Source organism: Mesorhizobium sp. Root102 (assembly GCF_001425625.1).
Classification (GTDB): Bacteria; Pseudomonadota; Alphaproteobacteria; order Rhizobiales; family Rhizobiaceae; genus Mesorhizobium.
In genome coordinates, this window is sequence record NZ_LMCP01000010.1 from 90,980 (window position 1) to 112,367 (window position 21,388).

The 21,388-nt window shown below is 60.7% G+C and carries 12 protein-coding genes and 1 pseudogene; 9 read left to right on the plus strand and 4 right to left on the minus strand.

The annotated features are described in order from the left end of the window. The first annotated feature begins 75 nt into the window (after nucleotides 1–75). Entirely contained in the window at nucleotides 76–555 is a 480-nt protein-coding gene (locus ASD12_RS10545; RefSeq protein ID WP_056585123.1) for a class I SAM-dependent methyltransferase, read from the plus strand. A gap of 38 nt (nucleotides 556–593) precedes the next feature. On the opposite strand, the gene ASD12_RS10550 is transcribed toward ASD12_RS10545, so the two are convergent. Further along, entirely contained in the window at nucleotides 594–2,009 is a 1,416-nt protein-coding gene (locus tag ASD12_RS10550) for an adenylate/guanylate cyclase domain-containing protein (protein ID WP_056585125.1), read from the minus strand. 202 nt (nucleotides 2,010–2,211) lie between these two features. On the opposite strand from ASD12_RS10550, the gene ASD12_RS10555 reads away from it, so the two are divergent. From ASD12_RS10555 to ASD12_RS10565, 3 genes are all read left to right on the plus strand, one after another. Further along, entirely contained in the window at nucleotides 2,212–3,036 is an 825-nt protein-coding gene (locus ASD12_RS10555; RefSeq protein WP_056585127.1) for a hypothetical protein, read from the plus strand. Nucleotides 3,037–3,110: 74 nt separating this feature from the next. Continuing rightward, nucleotides 3,111–3,629 carry a GNAT family N-acetyltransferase gene (locus tag ASD12_RS10560; RefSeq protein ID WP_056585129.1) on the plus strand — a complete coding sequence of 173 codons (519 nt, stop codon included), beginning with the start codon at nucleotides 3,111–3,113 and terminating at the stop codon, nucleotides 3,627–3,629. After that, nucleotides 3,629–5,008 carry a hypothetical protein gene (locus tag ASD12_RS10565; RefSeq protein WP_056585132.1) on the plus strand — a complete coding sequence of 460 codons (1,380 nt, stop codon included), beginning with the start codon at nucleotides 3,629–3,631 and terminating at the stop codon, nucleotides 5,006–5,008. Before ASD12_RS10560 ends, ASD12_RS10565 begins: the two co-directional genes overlap by 1 nt. A 16-nt stretch (nucleotides 5,009–5,024) precedes the next feature. Here ASD12_RS10565 and ASD12_RS10570 read toward each other — a convergent pair whose 3' ends face one another. Further along, nucleotides 5,025–6,797, minus strand: a complete 1,773-nt coding sequence (locus tag ASD12_RS10570; protein ID WP_056585134.1) for an adenylate/guanylate cyclase domain-containing protein — start codon at nucleotides 6,795–6,797, stop codon at nucleotides 5,025–5,027. A gap of 342 nt (nucleotides 6,798–7,139) precedes the next feature. Here ASD12_RS10570 and ASD12_RS10575 point away from each other — a divergent pair, with 342 nt between their 5' ends. Together ASD12_RS10575 and ASD12_RS10580 are read left to right on the plus strand one after the other, a co-directional pair. Then, a complete protein-coding gene (locus ASD12_RS10575; RefSeq protein WP_056585136.1) occupies nucleotides 7,140–10,439 on the plus strand; it encodes an adenylate/guanylate cyclase domain-containing protein in 3,300 nt (1,099 codons plus the stop codon). An 18-nt stretch (nucleotides 10,440–10,457) separates the two neighbouring features. Further along, nucleotides 10,458–11,138: a redoxin domain-containing protein gene (locus tag ASD12_RS10580; RefSeq protein WP_056585138.1), complete on the plus strand. Its 681-nt coding sequence runs from the start codon at nucleotides 10,458–10,460 to the stop codon at nucleotides 11,136–11,138. Nucleotides 11,139–11,712: 574 nt separating this feature from the next. Here ASD12_RS10580 and ASD12_RS10585 read toward each other — a convergent pair. Further along, the gene (locus tag ASD12_RS10585) at nucleotides 11,713–14,610 is read right to left on the minus strand and encodes a trifunctional glycosyltransferase/class I SAM-dependent methyltransferase/polysaccharide deacetylase (RefSeq protein WP_056585140.1); all 2,898 of its coding nucleotides are present in this window, start codon (nucleotides 14,608–14,610) and stop codon (nucleotides 11,713–11,715) included. Nucleotides 14,611–14,616: 6 nt separating this feature from the next. Continuing rightward, nucleotides 14,617–14,820, minus strand: coding sequence for a glycosyltransferase (locus tag ASD12_RS35250; RefSeq protein ID WP_056585142.1), 204 nt, complete (start codon nucleotides 14,818–14,820; stop codon nucleotides 14,617–14,619). 521 nt (nucleotides 14,821–15,341) lie between these two features. Here ASD12_RS35250 and ASD12_RS10595 point away from each other — a divergent pair. The 3 genes and pseudogenes from ASD12_RS10595 to ASD12_RS35255 all read left to right on the plus strand — a co-directional run. Then, nucleotides 15,342–17,561 (plus strand): mechanosensitive ion channel family protein, encoded by a 2,220-nt coding sequence (locus tag ASD12_RS10595; protein ID WP_056585155.1) that lies wholly within the window; start codon nucleotides 15,342–15,344, stop codon nucleotides 17,559–17,561. A gap of 1,046 nt (nucleotides 17,562–18,607) precedes the next feature. Next, nucleotides 18,608–19,183, plus strand: coding sequence for a hypothetical protein (locus tag ASD12_RS10600; RefSeq protein WP_244482820.1), 576 nt, complete (start codon nucleotides 18,608–18,610; stop codon nucleotides 19,181–19,183). 1,662 nt (nucleotides 19,184–20,845) lie between these two features. After that, nucleotides 20,846–21,145 (plus strand): annotated as a pseudogene (locus tag ASD12_RS35255) (OmpA family protein); the annotation flags it as partial. Between the last annotated feature and the right edge of the window lie 243 nt (nucleotides 21,146–21,388).

The following is a 21,388-nucleotide window of genomic DNA, read 5'->3' on the forward strand; positions in this document are numbered from 1 at the left end:
TTCGCCTCTATACGCGGCAAGACTTTCGATCGGGGTCGGGGCATCGCCGACTGGGTTCAGGACGAATAATCGCATATGAGCCGCCTCGACAGTTTCATCCGCAGGATGACCGCACAGCGCGACATTCTCGATCTTGTCTGCGCCGAGGTGGCGAAGATGGAGGGGCCTGTGGTCGAGCTCGGCCTTGGTAATGGCCGGACGTTCCACCATCTGCGCGAGCGCCTGCCCGGACGCCGGATCGTGGCGTTCGACCGCGCACTTGCCGCACACGCCAGCTCAATTCCCGAAGCTGAAAACCTCGTGCTCGGCGAAATACGCGAGACGGCGAAGAGGTTCATTGGGATCGACGCCGCTCTTGTTCATGCCGACATCGGCACCGGCTATGAAGATCGCGATGCAGTGACCGCTACCTGGCTTCCCGATCTGATCGCGCGCCTGCTTCGCGTCGGCGGCATCGCGGTCAGCGGCACGCCGCTCGATCACCCGCAGTTGCAGCGCCTCCCGCCGCCGCCTTCTGTGCCCGCCGATCGGTATTTTATCTGCAGGCGCGTTTGAGGGGCGAAGGCGACCCAATCCTTCAGGGGCCAAAACCCTCAGGGGATCGTATACACCGCTATCTCCCGCTCAATGCCGCGCAGCGAGACCTCGTGGGGCACGGGCGTCAGCGCGTTTCTGTGCAACAGATCGGCGGTGAGATTGTCGTCGACCACCGCACGCGTGGCGAAGATCGCCTGAGCGTTGGCAAGGTTCTGGACCCGCGATGCAATGTTGACCGTCTGGCCGAAATAGTCCTGCCGCTCGTTCATGGACACGGCAATGCAGGGGCCGGCATGAACTCCGATCTTGAGCAGCAGATCCTCGCGCCCGCTTTTGTCATTGAGCGCACGCATGGCATCGCGCATCCTGAGGGCCGCGGCAATCGCACGATCAGGCGTCGCGAAGGTGGCCATCACCGCATCCCCGATCGTCTTCACAACCGCGCCTGCCTCCGCCGCGACGATCTCGTGCAGAACCTGGAAGTGCTCGCGCACGAGATCGAAGGCTGAAAGATCGCCCACCCGCTCGTAGAGCTCGGTCGATCCGCGCAGGTCGGTGAACAGGAAGGTCAGGCTGGTGATCTTCAGTCGTTGGTTGATGTCGAGCGTATCCGTGCGATAGAGATCGCGGAACGTCTGGTTGGTGAGCAGGCGCTTGGCGGTCACGAAGGGCCGGCGCTTGCCGAGGAAATCATGCAATGCATGGCCGGCGATGAAGACCGCCGGAAGCACGCGGGTGTCGGTCCTGTTTTCCAGCGAAATGCGCAACGGGCCGGGTTGCATCTCCAGCGTCTGGTTCTGGACATGGTCGCGGTCGAAGACCAGTGAGAGGCTTCGTCGCTCTGTCACCGGCTCCCCCTTCACGTCGATGAACTGCGCCGAATGGGTGACCGGCTCGAAGACGATGACGAATTGGGACGGGAGCTGTATGTGCAGAACCGCCTTTTCACCGGGCGCAAGCTCGAGATCCTCCAGCGAGAACGATTCCATCTGTTTGGCCAGATCGTCTTCCGGAAGATCGGCGCCGGACCCCCAGTAGATCTGCCGGTAATATTCCGCCAACGGCAGTTCATGTGGACTGTGGGCGGCAATCCTGCGCACGCGGGGACTGACGGTGAATGTCACCTCGACCATCTCGTCGAGGGTCGGCGAATAGTCCTGGGAGCACAGCGCGCAGGTGTATTCGTCCCTCTGCATCGTTTTCAGCGTGGCGTTGGTGTCGAGCACGCCGCCACAGCCGGGGCACAGAACATTCCAGGAAATGTCGAAGATGCCCACCCGCGCCGCATGGAGAAAGGCGCTGATGGCGCGTTCCTCGTCGAGCCCATGCTTGCTGGCGAAGGCCAGCGCGTTGATGCGGCAAAGTTCGCGGTCCTTGCCTTCCGCGATGGTTTGCCGGATCGCGTCGATTGCCCGCGGATCGACGTCGGTCGATTGCCGCAGAAGCGAGAACAGATCCTGAGCTTCGTTCATCGTGCAGGCTCCGGAAAATGCGCCACCCGAGGCGGGTTGACCGGACCGCTCCTTGGTCCGAGTCCGTCATTTTACGCCGAAACGGGCCGTACGGCCATTCGAATAGACAAGCCTGGTGACAGTTCAATTTCCGTCCGCCGATTTTCACCGGCCGCAAGCGGCACTATGATGGTACATTGGGCATGCATTTTGGGGGGTCTCCATGCCGACATCCGACAACCCGCCATTTCCGGCGGCCCTGCGCATTTTCTCCTTAGGGGTCATCATCGTCCTGATCGTAGGTGCCGGCCTGTTTTTCGCGCCGGCACTGGTCAAGCCGCGTTGGCCCTGGCCTGTCACGCCATTCAGTGCCCGCTTCCTTGGCGGCTTCTACACCGCCGAAATGGCGGTGATGGCGGCGCTCTTGTTCTGGAATCGCTGGTCGCCCGGCCGGCTGGTGCTCGTCATGGCCTTCATCTTCACCGTCATCGTGTCGGCGGCTTCGTTCATCAATCTCGGCTATTTCAACTTCGAGCGCAAAGCGACATGGCTGTGGTTCCTGGTCTATCTTGCCTCGGCCGCGATATCCGGGCTGTTCCTGTGGCGGGCCAGGGGCCGACCTTCAGCAAAAGGCGTGACCCTGAACCCCGCATGGCGCGGCTACATGTTGGCAGAAACGGCGATCCTTGGGCTCTATGGCGTCGGCATGTTGCTGTTTCCCCTGATGGTCAGCAGCACCTGGCCATGGCCGGTCGATCCCTTTCACGCCCAAGTCTACAGCGCCATCTTCCTCGCTGGCGCTGGCGGCACCTATCTCGTCTGGAAAAGCGCACCGCGCGAGGAGCTGCTGGTGCTCGGCCTGGCGCAGTTTCTGGTTGGCCTGCTCGCCATTCTTGGCCTTATCATCACCGACGCTGCGGTGCACCGGATCGACTGGACGGCGACCAAGACATTGTGCTGGCTCGCCCTTTTCGGCTGGATCGGCGTCAGTGGCGGCGTCAAACTTACCGCCGCTTCCCGGTATTTCAGCGCGCAATCGGCATCATAGGGTATAGAGACGGCTGGATTTTCAGGTGATGTCCGGTGCATCGTGCCGGACCGATTGCATCCGCCAGAGCCGCCATGACCAGCACGACCTCCTACGAAAAAATCCAGCCGCAGCTCCGGGCCGTCCGGCCAAACGATGCGGAGGCGCTTTGCGCCATCTTCAACATGCCCGGCTTTCGCTGGGGCACGCTCAGGATGCCGTTCGAGATGGTGGAGCAGGTGGAGCGGCGCATCGCCAAGTCCGGTCCGGAAACCACCTGGATCGTTGCCGAGATGGACGGCAAGGTGGTCGGCCATGGCAGCCTGGTCGTGCAGGGTTCGCCGCGCCGTTCGCATATAGGCGAGATCAACATCGGCCTTGACGATGGCTTTGTCGGCAAGGGCATCGGCTCTGCGATACTCGCCGCGCTGCTTGATGTGGCCGACAACTGGCGCGCCCTGAAGCGGGTCGAATTGACCGTCTATGCCGACAACGAACCGGCCATCCGCCTCTACACCAGCCACGGCTTCGAGGTCGAAGGCCGGCATGTGAAGGCCGGCTTTACCGACGGGCAGTACCACGACCTCCTGAGCATGGCGCGGCTGCGGTTCTGATGACCGCCATCCTTGCCCCAGCCCCTGCGCCTCCGGCGGAAATTCTGGCCGTGCTGTCGCTGCTCTGCCCGGAAGTGGTGCATGACATCGAGCAGAACTGGAATGCGCCGGTTTCCGAATACGCCCGCCATCTGTGGCGGCCGGTGGCAAGGCCTGCATCGGGCGCGGCGATCGCCGCCCGCTCGATCCTGCGCGACGTTCTGCATCAGCGCCTTGCTGCGATCATGCAGCCCGAAGAGATCGGCAAGGCGCTCGACGAATTCGAGCACAGACCGGTGATCCAGTCCGGCCTGCACTGCCTGCTGCTGATGGACCGGATTACCTTCGATGCCCTGCTGCTTGCCTGGCTCGGCGCGGTCGAAAACGGGCTGTCGGCCTTCTTCGGCTTCATGGGAACGACGATGACCATGGAGACCGTGGGCCAGGAGGGACCGGGATGGCTCGATGTCGGCGACGACAAGGTCAACCTGTTTGGCATGGGGCGCCACAAACTGTGCCGCAAAAGCGTCTGCGCGGCCGGTCCCGTCACCCTCAACAGGCGCGCGCTCGAAGCCGTGGGCGACGAAACGGACGCCAGCCGCTGGCTGGACACACTGCTCGCCAGCCAGGATAAGGTGTTTGGAACCGCCGCCGATGCGCTGACAGAACTCAACGAAGACCTGGTCGCCGATTGGGATCGTTCCGGCATGGCCCTGCCGATCTTCATAGACGATCGGCTCGCCGCTTCTGCAGTGGCGCGGCATCTGGAACATGACAGCAGCCTTCTTTCCAGGCTGCTCCTTGAGCCCGCAAGGCGCCGGCGTCTCGAACATGCCTTGCAAGAGGCTGCGTCGGGCCCATTTGGCAGGTTCCTGCCCAACGCCACGGCCTATTTCTGGGGCATCCGCGAGGAACGTGTGCGCAAGCTCGTCCTCGAGAACGGGCAGCTGATCGAGCCTGACCGGCCGCATGGTCTTTCCATCCCGTTCGAGCGGCCGCATCTCAAGCAGGCGCTGCTGGACGGCGTGCTGTTGCCGAACCTGTTCCTGATGGTCCTCGTCCTTGCCATATTGCCGCGCGTGCGGATTGTGGGCGGCCTGAGGCAGATTGGCTATGTAGCGCTCTTCCACTCGATCCTGCTGGCTGCGCTGGATGAAGACGCGCCGGAAGAGCGCGATCTGGCTGCGGAGCTGCAGGTTCGGGAAAATGCCTGGGGCATGCGGGTCATCGATCAAAAGATGTCGGTTCGCGACCAGCTTGCCGGCCTGCCGGAAGGGGCGCTGTTCCCGGACCTGCTCCGGCAATACCGTTTGCGGACATTTGCCGAGACGACCGACGACCTGAAACTGGTTCGCGAAAACGCCCGGTGGCGCAAGATAGGCCGGGCCTCCGGCCTCTGATCCGGCCGCTACCCGGTCATTGCACCACACCGGCCTTGCGGAGCCCGGCGACCATGAGTTCGAAATCGGCAGGGTTCTTGTAAGGCAAGACTTTGCGACGGTATTCCAGCGAATAGTCGGGATTGACGCGAAGCACCTCCTGCCATGCCGCGCGGGCTTCCTCCAAACGGCCCAGATGGCCGTAGCTGGCGGCCAGAAGCGCGCGCGAGACGTCGGTGGCGGCATTGCGAGCCAGCCGTTGCAGCAAGAGGTCAACGGCCTCTTCGTACCTTTCCAGTTGAAACGACGCCAAAGCCTGGAAGTGCAGAAGCACATCCGGAAAATATGGGTTCAAGGTCTTTCCCCGGGCGAAACTATCGAGGGCTTCCTCGGATCTGCCCGAATAGTACATCGCCTCGCCGAGGCAGACGTGCGCTTCGGCGAAGTTAGGATTGAGGACCAGTGCGCGCTCGACCTCGTCGATGGCCTCATCGTGCCGTCGTGTGTACAGCTTGGCTATCGCCAGCGCCCAGTGCGCCCAGGGATCGCTGTCATCCAGCGTTACCGCTCGTGTCGCGGCTTCTTCCGCTTGCGCCATCGATTCCGGCGGCGACGCAACCCACCTGTTCAGGTAGTCGATTCCGTGAGTGAGAGCGAGGAAAGCGTAGGCAGAGGCAAACTTCGGGTCCAGTTCGGTGGCACGTTGCAAGAGTTCGCGGGCGGCGACGTTCGTGTCCTTCGTCAGCCGGTGCCACAGCTCCCGGCCTCGCAGGAAACAGTCATACGCCTCCGAGTTGCGCGGGTGCTCGGGCGCCCGCCGCTGAGGGGCATCCTCAGTCAGGTTGAGCGCTAGCGCACCGACGATCTGCTGCGTCACGTCGTCCTGCACGGCGAATATATCGGTCAGGTCACGATCGAACCGCTCCGCCCAAAGATGGCCGCCCGAAATTGCATCGATGAGCTGCGCGGTGATGCGCACCCTGTTCCCCGACTTGCGTACGCTGCCCTCGAGTACATGCCGCACGCCGAGCTTCGTGCCCACCTCCTGCACATGGACGTTCTGGCCCTTGAAGGTGAACGAGGAATTGCGTGCGATGACGAAGAGCTGCGACAGTTTGGACAGCGCCGTGATGATGTCTTCAGAGATGCCGTCAGCGAAGTAGTCCTGTTCGGCATCACCGCTCATGTTGGCGAACGGCAGGACGGCGATCGACAGCTTCGGCGGCGCTGCCGTCGCCGGCCGGCTCGTCGCGGTTTGCGAGGTCGCGGCCGCCTTGGTCTCGGCGCTGCCGACTTGCAGCGAATAGACCCGGATCGGCTCGGCTATGTTCTTGAGCTGCGTGCTGCCGAGATCGCTGACCGAGAGGTCGAGCCGCGCTTTGACCTGGCGATAGGCGTCCTCGGACAGGCAGATGGCGCCGGGCGCCGCGACGCCCTCCAGACGCGAGGCGATGTTGACGCCGTCGCCCATCAGGTCGCCGTCGCTCTCTTCGACCACATCCCCCAGATGGATGCCGATCCTGAACTCGATGCGACGGTCCTGCGGCACGCCGGCATTGCGCTCGACCATAACGTTCTGAATCTCAACGGCGCAGCGCACGGCATCCACCACACTGCGGAACTCAACCAGCGCCCCATCCCCGGTGCGCTTGATCACCCGCCCGTGGTGCACGGCGATGGTCGGATCGATCAGGTCGCTGCGCAGCGCGCGCAACCTCGCCAAAGTACGGTCTTCGTCCGCGCTGGCGAGCCGGCTGTATCCAACTACATCTGCAGCCAGGATTGCGACTAGCCTGCGATTCTCGCTCAAGGGTCCGTCTCCTCATCTCCATGATAGCAGGAAGACGGAGGGGTACGAGAGAACTTTCGCAAACGACGGCCACGCAGCAGCCCGAATCGGCAGCGCTCCGCCACCGGACCCACGGATGCCCATTTGCGCTGCCGCTTGCCGGTTGACGGCTATCGGTTCATCCTTGTGAATACCCTGGCCGTGAAGAGCGTGGCGAGATCACGCGTCATGGCCCCAAGAGCCGGATGATTTCAGGTCGAATCGACCTGAAATCTGAATCCGTCTCTAGGTCAAAGAGATAGAGCATGATGTCGTCCGAAAACCGCTTCACACTTTTCGGGATCATGCTCGGGTGAGGTGTCCATGGACTGCTCGGGCTGCGGTTTCGAGATTGAGGGCGGTTATGCCTTCTGTCCGAAGTGTGGCAGGCGCCAGCCCGTGCCATGCGCCAGCTGCGGCTACCTCTGCGCACCTGATTTCGAGTTCTGTCCGAAATGTGGGGCAAGCGTCGGTGCGCCCGCAAAAGCCGTCGAACGGCCTGCTCCGACACCAAGCCGAACCATTGTGCCGCCTTCTCGAACTCCGTCGCTGCTTGCGAACATCGAAAGCGAAGAAGGGCTGCATCCCGTCTCTGACGCCGATCGCCGGACGGTAACGGTCCTGTTCGCCGACCTTTGTGGCTTCACGACGCTCAGCGAGCAGCTCGACCCCGAGGTCATGCAAACGCTGCAGAACGAACTGTTCAAGGAATTGACGGCGGCCGTGCGAAACTTCGGTGGTTTCGTCGACAAATTCATCGGCGATGCACTGCTCGCTTTGTTCGGAGCGCCGGTTGCGCATGAGGACGATCCGGAACGTGCGCTTCGCGCCGCTCTCGACATGATCGCCCGGACGGCGCGGCTCGGCAAAAGCACCTCCCACTCCGGCTCGCCTCTGTTACTCCACATCGGCATAAACACTGGTCCGGTCGTTACTGGCGGATTGGGCATCGGCACCGCCAAATCCTATTCGGTGACCGGCGACACCGTGAATACGGCGCAACGCCTGCAATCGCTGGCCGCACCGGGTGAGGTGCTGGTAGGCGAGCTCACTCACAGGCTGACCCGGCATGCCTTCTCTTACGAGTCGATGGGTGATGTCGTGCTTCGCGGCAAGGCTGGCAGTGTGCTCGTCCATCGACTGGACGCACCGCTAGCGGCGCCGCGCGCAGCGCGTGGGCTCGAGGCGCTCGGCCTCAGTGCCCCAATGATAGGTCGTGGTGCGGAGCTCAATAGAATGCTGGCGAGCCTTGACCAGGCGTGCGGCGGCTCGGCCCAACTTGTCCGCCTCGTCGGAGAAGCCGGTATCGGGAAATCGCGGCTGGTGAAGGAGTTCGTCGCCCGCGTCGGCGACGAGGATCGTTTTCGCAACGTCGCCGTGCGGCAGGCCACGTGCTCACCGCTGGGCGAACAATCATTCGGCGCCTTGGGTGCAGTGGTGCGCAGCGCTGCCGGGATGATGCAAAACGACAATGGGGACGAAATGCGGGGGAAGCTCGCAGGCTTGCTTGCCGATCTCGGCCTGCAGGGCGACGAGGCGAAGCGGCTGATGCCTTTGCTCTACCATGTGCTTGGCCTTGGCGACCCCGATGCCACCTTGCAGCATATAGAGCCCGAGCAGCTGCGGCGGCAAATTCTCTACGCAGTCCGCACAATCATCGAACGGCGGCTTGCGCTGTCGCCGCTATTGATTGTCGTCGAAGACCTGCACTGGGCCGACGCCGTGTCGCTCGAGGCACTGCGTTTCGTGATGGACAGGTTGGAACGCACGCGGTTGATGTTGCTGGTCACGCATCGCCCGGCGCCGGACAACGGCCAGCTCGACTCAAGTCGGGTCAGTCACACAGCGCTGAGGCTTTCGCCGCTCAACAGTGATGACGGACGCAGCCTGCTGGCGGCGCTTTTCGGCGAGAGCTGGGTAAACTCCGCAGGAGGGCTTCTCGGCCAGATCCTCGAGCGCGCGGGCGGCAACCCCCTTTTTGTAGAGGAGATCGTTCGCGGCCTTATCGATCGCGGTGTACTGATGCGCGAGGGCCAGCGATGGCGGACTGCGACAGGCGAAGTCGCAACCGGCATTCCCGCCACTATCCAGGCAATGTTGCTTGCTCGCGTCGACCGGCTGCCACAAGAGGTGCGCCGGTTGGCCCAGGAAGCCGCGGTAATCGGCCCGCGCTTCGATGCCACACTTCTGAAAACCGTGACAGCCGACCCCGCCCGGCTAGAAGCCGGCTGCGAACTACTTTGCGATGCGGAAATCATCGAGGAAGTTGCCGGATCAGGATCGGTCTCGTCGCAAAGCTACCGCTTTACGCAAACATTGCTGCAGGACGTGATCTACCAGAATCTGCTCCTGCAACGCCGGACCGAAATCCACGGGCGGATCGGTGCTGCCTTGGAGCAACTGTGCGGCGACAAGCCGGAACGGCTCGAGGATTTGACCGTGCTTGGTCATCATTTCGCACAGAGCGCCGAGCGGGAGAAGGGCGCGCATTACCTGCAGGCGGCAGGAGATCGCGCTCGCATGATATACGCCAATGACGACGCCCTTCGTTTCTACGAGCGAGCACTGACTGCGTTGGACGCGACCGGGCAAACACCGCTCAAACTGGCAATTGCAGAGCGCATAGCCGATTTGAGCGGCCCGGCAGGCCGCCGCGAGATCGCGCACCACCACTACGAGACGGTGTTGCAGGTATACCGCGAGTCGGCCAATCGCGTCGCGTCGGCGCGAGTTTTGCGTAAGATCGGTCGGCTGCTCTGGGACGTCGGCAAGCGGGACAAGGCAGAACCCCGCTATGCTGAGGCGGCAGCGCTCCTCGATGGAGCGGATGCCCCGATCGAGCAGGCGCATCTCTGGCAAGAACGTGGCCGACAGGCGTTCCGTAGCGGAGATCACGCTCTCGCGGCAAAATGGGCAGACGCGGCGCTGGATTGCGTACGCACTCTGACAACGGAGCATGTCTCCGAAGTAGGGCGTGATGCCACTCTTGTGACCGCCGAGGCACTCAATACCAAGGCTGTCGCGCTGGCTCGCCTTGGGCGAAACCGTGAAGCCGTGCGTCAGGTTGAGCATAGCATTGAATTGGCCGAAGCCGCCGGTCTACTGGGCGCGGCCTGCCGCGGCTACACCAATCTCGGCGTGCTTTACACGACCATCGATCCGGCACAGGCGATGGAGGTCTGTCGGCGCGGTCTTGAAGTAGCGCGCCGTATTGGTGATTTGGGTTTCCAGGCGCGCCTCCTCGCCAATCTGGCGGTCGCTTGTTGCACTTTCACGGATCGCTGTCCAACGGAGGGCGTGCCTGCTGCCGAGAAGGCCATCGAGATCGACCGGGCGCTCGACCAGCGCGAGCACCTGCCGGTGCCGTTGATCGTGCTTGGGCAGATCCACCAGTGCAACGGCCGTCCGGAACTGGCGGTTGGGTTGTTCCACGAAGCACTGGACGTAGCCCGCGAAACGGGCGAACCCCAACTGCTGTTTCCGTGCTATGATGGTCTTGCAACGCTTAATCTCGACCTCGACAATCTGGCCGAGGCCGAACGCTACTTTTCCTTGGCGCAGGATATATGCGCCCAGCACGGGCTCGACCCGGAAGCGCTTGTGGTGCTGCCTTTTCTCGACTAGCCGGGTTGGAGGTTGGAAATGTCCGCGCGTATTGACTTGGTGCCACTTCAACCGGGCGACCGTGCGCCCAACCTGATACTCGACGCCATAACCCAGGAAGGCAAGATCGCGCTTGACGACTTTCGCGGACAAAAACCGGTGCTGGTCGGCCTGTTTCGAGGTCTGCATTGTGCGTTTTGCCGGCGCCATATCGCCGCCCAGGCGCGGCTTGATCCGGAGCTGCGTGAAAAGGGCGTGCAGAGCCTGACGGTGGTCAACACGCCGATCGAACGGGCGCGTCTCTATTTCCGCTACCACCCGATGCCGAATCTGCTTGCGGCCTCCGACCCTGAACGCGCTTCACATCGTGCCTTTGGACTGCCCAATCTCGAATTCACCCAAAACGAGACGAACTGGCCGTACAAGGTCTCGATCGCAGCGGCAAAGGATATGCGGGTCGACGTACCAGGCGAGTTGCCCGGTCCAATGGATCCTTTTGCGGCCAGCGAATTCCTCGACAAGAAGGACAATTATGAAGTGACCGAAGCCGACGAGCAGATGATGGCAACGGGACACGGACAACTGATAGGTCAGTTCCTACTGGACCGGCAGGGGATCGTCCGCTGGAGCTTCACGGAGGTTCCAGAGGGTGGGCGATACATGTTTGGGGCGCCAAGCCCGCAGGAGCTGATGTCAGCCGTGTCCCAAGTCGCCCAATAGAGACCCCTGCAGGAGTATGTTCCGGCGATGCAGCTATGTTTTTTGACCGGAAGGGGGCCGAGGCAACGGCTGATAGTTTGCGGAACGCAGTCCCGTCTATCCCTGCATAATACGATAGACAGTCGCATCGCCCTCTACACCTCGAAGAGGCGCATCAAACGCGACGATGCCTCGGCCGGCAAGCAGCTCGCTCACGCCTGGCGCGGAATAGAACCGAGCTGAAGGGTCTCATGTGGAGGGGTTGGGGGTGGTCCTGGATACCATGTTGGTTCATTCACTCCGAAATGATCTGTTGCTCGCGGTCTTGCGACGGGGTTCCCATTCCAAAGCAGGCGTCCCTAAGTTTAGTTCTTGGTATCTGTATTACGGGCGGCGGCGGCCGCATCTTGCTCGATCAGCCGCACGCGCGTGTCGATCTCCGCGGAAATCGGGCGATCGCCGCAGTCTGGTCGCGTGAGCCATCGGCAACAGCAATATCTCTAGCGCTCCAAAGGACCGCAAGGTCACGCCGCGAAGCATCTCGTCGATCTTGCGCATTGTGAGCGGAAATAATGACACTGACCAAGTTCACCGTTTAATCGAGCACGGCCTCGACAACGGCAACAAAGTCATCGAGCGATCGGTCCCCACGAATCTCGATGCGCGGAAGATCGAGGGGATCGCAGTCGAGGTCGGCGGGCCCGTGTCTGCCGCCGAAGCCCACGCGATAGCCGCACTCCCTGGCCAGCCGGCCAAGCCGTCGGTCGGTGACGGAGAAGGGTGCCGCGAGCGCCGTGGTTGGCCGACCAGTCCACCGTTCGATGAACATACGAGAGCGCAGGAGCTCGGAGGCCAGGTCAGAACTCGACAGACCATCGATCGCGCGATGCGTCGCCAGATGGCTTCCGAAGAGCGCACCTTCGGCGGAAAGGCGTCGCACCGTCCCGGCGTCCATAAGCTGCGTCGGCGGACCGCTGTCGGCGTCCCACTGTGCACTTTCACCCACCAGGTCCGTCACCAGGAACACTTCCGCGGTCAGGTCGTTCGCGCGCAAGGTCGGCCAGGCATGGTCGGCAAAGTTCTGGAAGCCGTCATCGAAGGTGATGAGAACCGGGCGGCCAACGAAAGGCTGACGGTTGGCGATGGACTCTTCCAGCTGCTCGGACCTAACGGCGTGAAAGCCATTGGCGCGCAGCCATGCCATCTGGCTGGCGAATGCGGCGGGCGTGAGCCGAAAACGGGCGAGCGCGGCCGGACCTTCATCGGCGACGCTGTGATACATGAGGACAGGAATACGCTGCCGCCGCTCGCTACGCGCGACGTCGCGGCGCAAGGCCCGCGCCCCGCCCCAGACGATATTTCGCGCGACCCCGATTCCGATGGGCGCGCGGATCGGCACATGATCTATCATCGGTTCCGTCGCCACATCGTCCGGTGACAGGCGGCGGAAGCGGTCTATGCGATAGAGCTCGGTCTGGATCGATTGCTCGAGGACGAGACCTTCCGTCGCTGCCAGCGTCTCTGCGATCGCTTGTGCACCGAATGTGTTCCAATCGAAGCCAGTCCTTTCAACATTGTCACGCAGCACGAATGCGTGTGCGCTGATGAAACTGCCGCCAGGCGCCAACGCCTCAGCGAATTTTTTGGCAATGCGCCGCAACTCGGCGAGATCATCCAGGTAGTAGAGCACTTCCGAACAGAAGATCAGATCCATCTCTCCCGGCAGCGTGTCGGCGGAGAAATCCAGTACGCCGAACTCAATATTCGGCTGATCGCTGCATCGCGCGCGGGCCCGTCCGACGGCTATGGCGGAGATGTCGGTTGCGGTCAAATGGCCCACTCGCGGCGCCAGCTGCCGCGTGAAGTGGCCCTCCGCGCAGGCCAGCTCAAGCACCCGTCCGATGGGACCGGCAGGCAGAATCTCGAGCTGCCGCTCGTATTTTTCCTGCTCATAGGACGAACCGTAGTTCCAGGGATCCTCGGTCGCGAAATAGCCATTCCAGAACGACGTGCGATCCTTGTCGTGCCTGGCCCGTGCGCGGCGGGGCGCCGCAGGAGGCTCCGCAGGTTCGGCGCTCGACCGAACCAGCTCCCACGCTTGCGTGGCCAATCGCGCGAGTTTGCCGAAGTGGCTGTCCGGATCAGGCTGGCGCTCCGCTGTGGTCAACAGTGCCTCGGCTGCAAGCGTGTTTGACGTGTCGGCACCGGCGTCCTTTTGCGGTTCGATCAGTTCAATCCAATGATCCCTTGTCACTGTCCCGAGTACGCCGAACTGCACGATAGTTTCGATCTGGCCATCCACCATCAGGTAGGCATAGATTTGATCGACACCTTGCGGCAGTTCGGTCGAGGTCGGATTTCGAGCGTCGACGCGAATTCCAAGTGTCCTCGCCAGCCTGCGCGGCGCGGCAAGATCGTCGACGTCGAGAAGCATTTGCTCAAGATGATACTGAACGCGGCGAGCCGCTGCGAGATTGTCCCAGACATTGCCCAGTTCGGTAATCAACCCGGTGATGGCGCCGCCGAACCTGTCCCACCTAGCGGCCAATTGCGCCGGCACCGACAGGCTTCCTACCGCAAGACCATCGACGGCCACCTTGGCGATCTCACGTGCCCATTTGCGTCCTGCCGGAAGCGCGCGCAGGAGCTGCGGGTCGATCGAGCCTGAGCCGCTGCCGCAATCCGACGCGGCATTCCACAACGCGAACCACGCGAGTGCCTCGGAGGCGGTGCCGCCGTTCGCCTCGATCGCTCCATTTGCGTGAGCCGATGCCGGGTGTTTGACCCTGGGATCAGGAGAAAAGCCGCGGGCGATGACGATTTCCGCATCTGCCAGCATCTGCGTCGAATTGCGGGAGAGCGCCTCGGGGCTGATACGATAGAAAGCGAGCGGCTCGTCGACCATCACCCAATTTTTGCCCAGACGCGCGAGGCGCTGCCATAGATCCCAGTCCTCGCAGGTGCGCAGCGACACATCGAAACCGCCCAACCCGACAATTGTCTCCCGGTCGACCAGCAGCGCGTGAGTGGCGATGGCACACTGGCGGGCGAATGTTTCGAAGGGCTGGGTCGCAACCTCCGTCGAGATGCTCGGCGGGGTGAGTTCGTCATCGGGCATCGCGCGCCGGGAACCGCAATAGGCGGCCACTGCAGCGGGAGCGGTTTTCAGCGCGGCCAGCATTTTCGCAAGGAACCCGGCATCCACCCAATCGTCCGCATCCAGAAACATCAGCCAGTGCCCGCGCGCTGTTGAAATCCCGCTGTTGCGGGCGCCGGCGGCGCTGTGCGCGCAGGAGCTCAACGTTCGAAAGCGGGCATCGCGCTCCACATAACCCGCGATGATCGCGGGGGTGCGGTCCGTGGAGGCGTCGTCGACGATGATCGCCTCCCAATCCACTATTTCCTGATCGAGAAGGCAATCGAGTGCGCGCGCCAGCGTTGCCTCCGCATTGTGCGCAGGAACCACGATTGAAACCAAGGGATTATGCGCCACGCCGTCTTACCCGTGCCTGGTTCGAAGGTAGAACAAAAGTCCCGAAACATGGCCGGCGATTTCCTGCCAAAGGAAACGATCCTCAGGGACGCTGTTCGACGCTGATCCGTCCGTCGACCCATCGTCCACCACGACTATATCCAGTGCCTGATAGGTCTGCCAGCGGATGCTGGCAAGCGTTGCGCCGATGGTTTGTTCGGCATTGAACATTGGTACCCCATCGCCTACGGTAGCATTGTCTTGGATCATCGAGCTTTCGTTTTCTTCGGCAAGAGTCGGCGAATGTCAAAAACGGGTGACGGCATCGGATGGCAGCACTGCCCTGTCAAGATCGGGGCGAATTAGAGGCAGGCAAAAAAGACTCGAAGACAGGCTGAATAGCGCGCATGCCCTCGTTGCATGGGCCTGTGATCCTGGTCCCGGGCGTTCTGCGCCCAACATCACGGATGCCCGGTTCATAGAACGGCCGGAGGCCTGGGCCGAGGTCGGAATGTCCTGCCTCTGGCGGCTAAACAAACACCGCCAAGTACACGGCGCAAACGGTCTGGGTCGGAACGATGACGTCTTGCACCGCAACACCGGTTTCTTCAAGGTAGGGCAACAACGGACATATAGATGTCGTTGCTTGCCGATTTGACCGGAAGGTTAACAGCACGATGCCACTCATGATTCGACGATTGGGAGCCAGGAATCTGGCGCGCCTGGCACGACGTCTCGGGGATCTGACGGCGATGTTTGTCCTGATTGCCAGGCCGCTCCTCTTTGGGATCGCACTCTTGTTGGCCGGTCCGGCGCAGGCGCAGGCGACCGTCCCACCTGAAAGGGTCAAACAGCTATTCGAGCTTCTCGACGATCCGTCAGTGAAGGCCTGGGTGGCCGAACAACGAAATCAGAACGCCGGGTCCACGGGAGCGCCTGCCGAGGCAGGAGCTTCGCCGACCGACGCATCGTCCGGCGCCGCGGCCCCACCCGGCCAGATGAATACGATGGCATCCTCGACGCTCGATCGGATCAGGCATCATATCGAGAGAATCGTGCGAACTTTGCCCCTGCTGCCAGGCCAGTTCGCGCGCGTTCGGGCAGAGACCATGGAGGACATGTCCAGCAAGGGGTCTGCCAGCGTATTTATTCTGATTGCGATGTTCATCGCTGCCGGCCTGGCGCTCACTTGGGCGACATACAAAGTCACCCGTCCATTTCGTCTTTGGGTTATCGCGCAACCGAAGGATACGCCCATTGGGCGAGCCAAGAAGATTGGTGGGCGCGCGCTTTATTCCAGCATGCTGATCGTCTCGTTCGCACTGGGCAGCGCCGGCGCGTTCATGTTGTTCGACTGGCCAATGCTTATCCGCGAGATTGTGCTGACCTTTCTGATGGCGGCGGTCGTTACATGGGGTGTGCGCCTGTACGTCATGGCCATGCTCGTCCCTTCCTTCATGAACGTCGAGAACGCCGTCGAGGTTCGCGGTTTGCCGATCACCAACGAAGTGGCTGACCATTGGTCCTATTGGCTACCCCGGATCGTCGGGGTCTTCGCCTTCTTCGGCGCCGCGTTTATCCTTTTGCCGGGTCTCGGCATCGATCAGGACGGAATGATGGTCCTGTCACTGGGCGCCGATTTCGTGCTGCTGTTGCTCTTGCTGAGTGCCATCTGGCGTCGGCCAAGAACGCAGCGAGGTGGTGCGCGCCACAGCGGTCACGCGGAAGCGACATGGTTATTGACTGCTTATTTCGTCGTCCTGTTCCTGCAGCGTATCGCCGGCCTTTATACATACTTCTGGTTTACCTTCGCCGCATTCTTCCTGCCTTTGGCAATCGTGCTGATGCAGCGCGGGGTTAATTTCGTGCTGCGGCCGGGTTCGGAAGGTGTCGGCCGGCCTACGATCCCGGCGGTGACGATCGCTGTCATCGATCGCGGAATCCGGATGATCTTGATCCTGGCGGCGGCTTACTTTCTCGCGCGTGTCTGGGGTCTGAACATGCAATCCATGCGGGACAGCGATACCACGACGATGTTCATATTGCGCGGCTTGATCAATGTCGTGGTCATTGCCCTCGCAGCCGATCTCGGCTGGTCGATCATCAGGGCTTTGATCGAACGAAAGCTGGGCATCGAAATACCACACCCTGTGATCAGCGACGAGGACGTCCCGATCCTCGATCCGCAGCAGGCGCGGCTGCACACGCTTTTGCCAATCCTCCAGAACATGCTGCTCGCACTGATCGTCGTGATGGCCGTGCTGATGATGCTCGCCTCTATGGGTATCCAGATCGGCCCACTGATCGCCGGCGCCGGCGTCGTCGGTGTCGCGGTGGGCTTTGGCGCACAAACCGTCGTCAAGGACGTTATTTCAGGCGTGTTTTTCCTGCTCGATGATGCGTTTCGTGTCGGCGAATATATTTCCTCGGGCAATTACAAGGGTACTGTGGAAAGCTTCTCGCTGCGCTCGGTGAAGCTGCGCCACCATCGTGGTCCGCTCTTCACCATACCTTTCGGTGAACTCGGGGCAGTCCAGAACCAGAGCCGTGACTGGGTTGTCGACAAATTCAACATTACTGTCGGCTATGACACCGATATCGACTTCGCTCGCAAGCTGATCAAGCGGATCGGTCTCGAACTTGCGGAAGATCCCGAATTCAAAAACTGGGTGCTCGACCCGATCAAGATGCAGGGCGTACAGGAGTTCGGCGAGTACGGCATCGTATTGAGGGTGAAGGCCATGACCAGACCCGGAGGCGCCTTCGGCATGAAACGCAAGTTCTATGTACGCCTCCGCCAAGTCTTCAAGGAGCAGGGCATCGAACTCCCATTTCCGACAGTCCATGTCGAGGGGCTACAAAACCACCATGGGGCAGAGAATGCGCCGTTGGAGATCACACCCGAGTTAAAAATGGCCGTCGCGCAGTCGCACACCAATCGACGCAGAAAAAAAGCTAGCACAACAGAGTAGGAAAGCTGTGACACCTGCCGGTCACAGCGCGGCTTGGCGGTCGCCCGTGGCAGGGATACTCTTTATCTTCAACCGTTTAGACGAAAAGTCCCGTCACGAGCCTTGATGGTTTGCTCGGCATGGAACATCGGCATCACAACGCCTCCAGTAGCATTGTCCTGGATCATCGAGCTTTCGTTTTCTTCGGCAAGAGTCGGCGAATGTTAAAACGGATGACGGCATCGGATGGCAGCACTGCTCTCTCGGGATCGGGGCGAATTGGAGGCAGGCAAAAAGACTTGAAGACAGGCTTGAATGGCAAGCGCTCATGCCCGACGGCTTAGAGTTGAGGTCGATGCGCCGGAGCATTTCCGTTCGCGCATTTCTTCACCACTCGCGTGAGGATCATCTGGTCCCCGCCATTCCGCCTTATGAACAAGCCTGACCTGGCTTGCAGAAGGCTTGTACTGACGCGGGCGTTGACGGTGACACCGCATGACCGCCGCCCTCGAGAAGATCGCGAAAGCTTTCCAACCAGATCCGAGGGATCATGAAAATGATCGGCTTGCTCGTTCCCGCCGGTAACTAAGGTCGATGGTCGTAGTATACAGCCGGGCGCGAGACAGTATGCTGGCCGCCGGATTAGCTAATTTAGATGTTTCTAATAAAGAATACGTTACTTAATTTCGGGCCAGTAAGCTGTATCCTGACATTGTATTACTCATTTCTATCGTAGATTGCGTCCAACGGTCGATTAGATTAGCCGGTTATGGCTGCTATCACAAAGGGCCGCGAGAGCGACACCAATCGGGCCTCGTTCTTTTGCTGCTAGTCCAAGAGATGTAAAAGGGACGCACGAAATCGGCATACGCCAAAAGTCCGGCTTGCGGGCCGGGTATTTTGCTGACATGTTTGCCTGTTTATGGATTTCTGCACTGTGGCAGGTGTTCAAATAGAGGGGCATAAGGATGGCTAAGGAATCTTCGGGTACTTCGAGTACCGCTTCTTCCGCAAATAGGGCGGACGCAAATCTGATAGGTAACCCAGAAGGAAATGGGCTGAACTTCATGGCGGCCCAGGCTCGCGAGAACGGGGGCGCCGGCGACGCCGTAGGTGTCGACAAGATACGTGATCTGCTGTTCGGCAACCAGATGCAGGACTATGACCGCCGCTTTTCCAAGCTTGAAGAACGGGTGTTGCAGCGCTTCAAGGATGTCGAATCGGAAGCCAAGCGCAATCTTGACATGTACGAGTCAAATGCAAAGAAGCAGGTTGATTCACTTGCGGCGCAATTGCGGAACGAAAAAGATTCACGAGCCGATGCCGACAAGGAGATTGACCGGAATCTTCGCGAGCAAAACCAGGCACTTGAAAAGCAGGTGCGCGCGTTGTCGGATCAATTGAGCGCGCTTGAGCGAGACGTTTCGGACCGGATAAATCGAAACGATCATTTGCTGCGTGAGGAAATCAAGCAGAAGAATGAAGGCGTTCAGATGCTGATAGAAAAAATGTTTGCTGATCTCAGCAACGTCAAGACCGACCGAAATCTTTTGGCTGGTCTGTTTGTCGAGGTTGCAAAATGTCTGAATCAGGATCCGGTTGGCAGCAAGAGCAACCCGGATCGTAGCTGGAAAGTGAGTTGATGGGACCTTGACGTCAACCGTCGACCCATTCAACCTTGCGCAAAGAACAGCCTCGAACGATACAGAGATTGATCGCGAGGCTCTGGCTCGTCTTTTGATCGAAATTGCCCGGAATGTTGATCCGGATTACCGTGCGCGTTTCGAAGGAGTTCCAACCGCCGATCCTCGCATGGAAACGCTGCGCCAGTTGCTGGTCAGTCGCGAAATCTCGGAGCTTTCACGAGTTACGCATCTGCTGGACGAACCGGAGCAGCTTGCGGCAGCCGTGGGCGGCGTTCTTCCCAGTGCGGCTGCACGAGCGTCTCATGCGCAACTGGGCGAGGCGCTTGCGCCAGCTGTCGAAAGGGCTGTGCAACGGTCGATCCAGAAGAGCCCGCGCACCCTGACGGATATATTATACCCGGTGTTTCTGCCGGCAATTCGCAAGTCGATCGGGGAAAAGATCGACCAGACCTTTCAGTCGCTGAATGAAACTTTAAGACATATATTCACCTGGCATGGGCTCAAGTGGAGATTTGAAGCTTGGAGAACAGGTGCAAGCTTCTCGGAAGTTGTTCTTAAGCACTCTCTTGTTTACCGCGTAGAACATGCCTTTCTCATTCACCGGAATTCCGGTCTTTTGATAGCACACGTAACTGCCGAAAATGCAACGAGCGAAGATCCTCAACTCATTTCTTCGATGCTTAGTGCAATTCAAGATTTTGTGAAAGATTCGTTTAACGAGAAAGAGCAAAGCGGCCTGGACACTATTCGTTTCGGCGACCTTCGTCTCTGGTCAGAAGTTGGACCGTTTGCGACCCTGGTTTCGGTGATCCGGGGAAATCCGCCAGAGGAATTGCATGAAATAGTTCGGGATGTGTTGCTTCGCATCCATGAGGAATCCTCACAGGCTTTAGAGCAGTTTGACGGCGACGGTTCGCAGTTGGCCGGCGTAGAGGCGCAGTTGCAGACCTGTGTCGAGCTGAAGCAGGAGGAATCAAACGAGGGATTTCCGTGGCTGGTGGCGGCCGTGGCCCTGCTGTTTTTGAGTCTGGCAGGCGGTTGGTTCTTTCTTTCCTGGCAATCCGGGCAGCGTTGGCAGGCTTATGTGTCGCGCTGGCAGGCTTACGTGTCGGGACTGGAGGCCCAGCCGGGCATCATCGTTGCCGAACAACAGGTACGCGATGGCCAATTCTATATTGCCGGCCTGAGAGACCCGCTTGCCGCCGACCCGCAGTCGCTGTTGTCTGGAACTGAGGTGGATCCCGCCCAGGTTCATTCGCAGTGGCAATTCTACCAGAGCCTTGAACCCGAGTTCGTGTTGAAGCGGCTGACGGCGTCGCTGGCTCCGCCGGATTCAGTACGACTTTCGATCGTCAATGATCGCATCGTTGCCGAGGGCGAGGCTCCCGACACCTGGATAGATCGGGCGCGCGCAGCGGCCCGACAGCTTTCGGCAGGCGGACCGGAATTCGACATCTCCAAGGTTCNATTCAGTACGACTTTCGATCGTCAAATGATCGCATCGTTGCCGAGGGCGAGGCTCCCGACACCTGGATAGATCGGGCGCGCGCAGCGGCCCGACAGCTTTCGGCAGGCGGACCGGAATTCGACATCTCCAAGGTTCGCGATGTAAGCCCCCAAGCACGCGAGGCGGAGCGCTGGCAGGCCTATGTGTCACGAGTGGAGACCCAGCCGGGCATCATTGTTGCAGAACAAAAGATGAGCGATGGCCAATTCTATATTGCCGGCCTGAGAGACCCGCTTGCCGCCGACCCGCAAGCTCTGCTGTCCGGAACGGAGGTTGATCCTGCCCGCGTTCATTCACAGTGGCAATTCTATCAGAGCCTTGATCCGRAGTTCGTGGTGAAGCGACTGACGGCGTCGCTGACCCCGCCGAAATCGGTCCGGCTTTCGATCGTCCAGGGTCGCATCATTGTCGTGGGTGAGGCTCCTGCCACCTGGATCAACCGGGCGCAGGCCNACCCGCTTGCCGCCGACCCGCAAGCTCTGCTGTCCGGAACGGAGGTTGATCCTGCCCGCGTTCATTCACAGTGGCAATTCTATCAGAGCCTTGATCCGGAGTTCGTGTTGAAGCGGCTGACGGCGTCGCTGTATCCGCCGGATACAGTACGACTTTCGATCGTCAATGATCGCATCGTTGCCGAGGGCGAGGCTCCCGACACCTGGATAGATCGGGCGCGCGCAGCGGCCCGACAGCTTTCG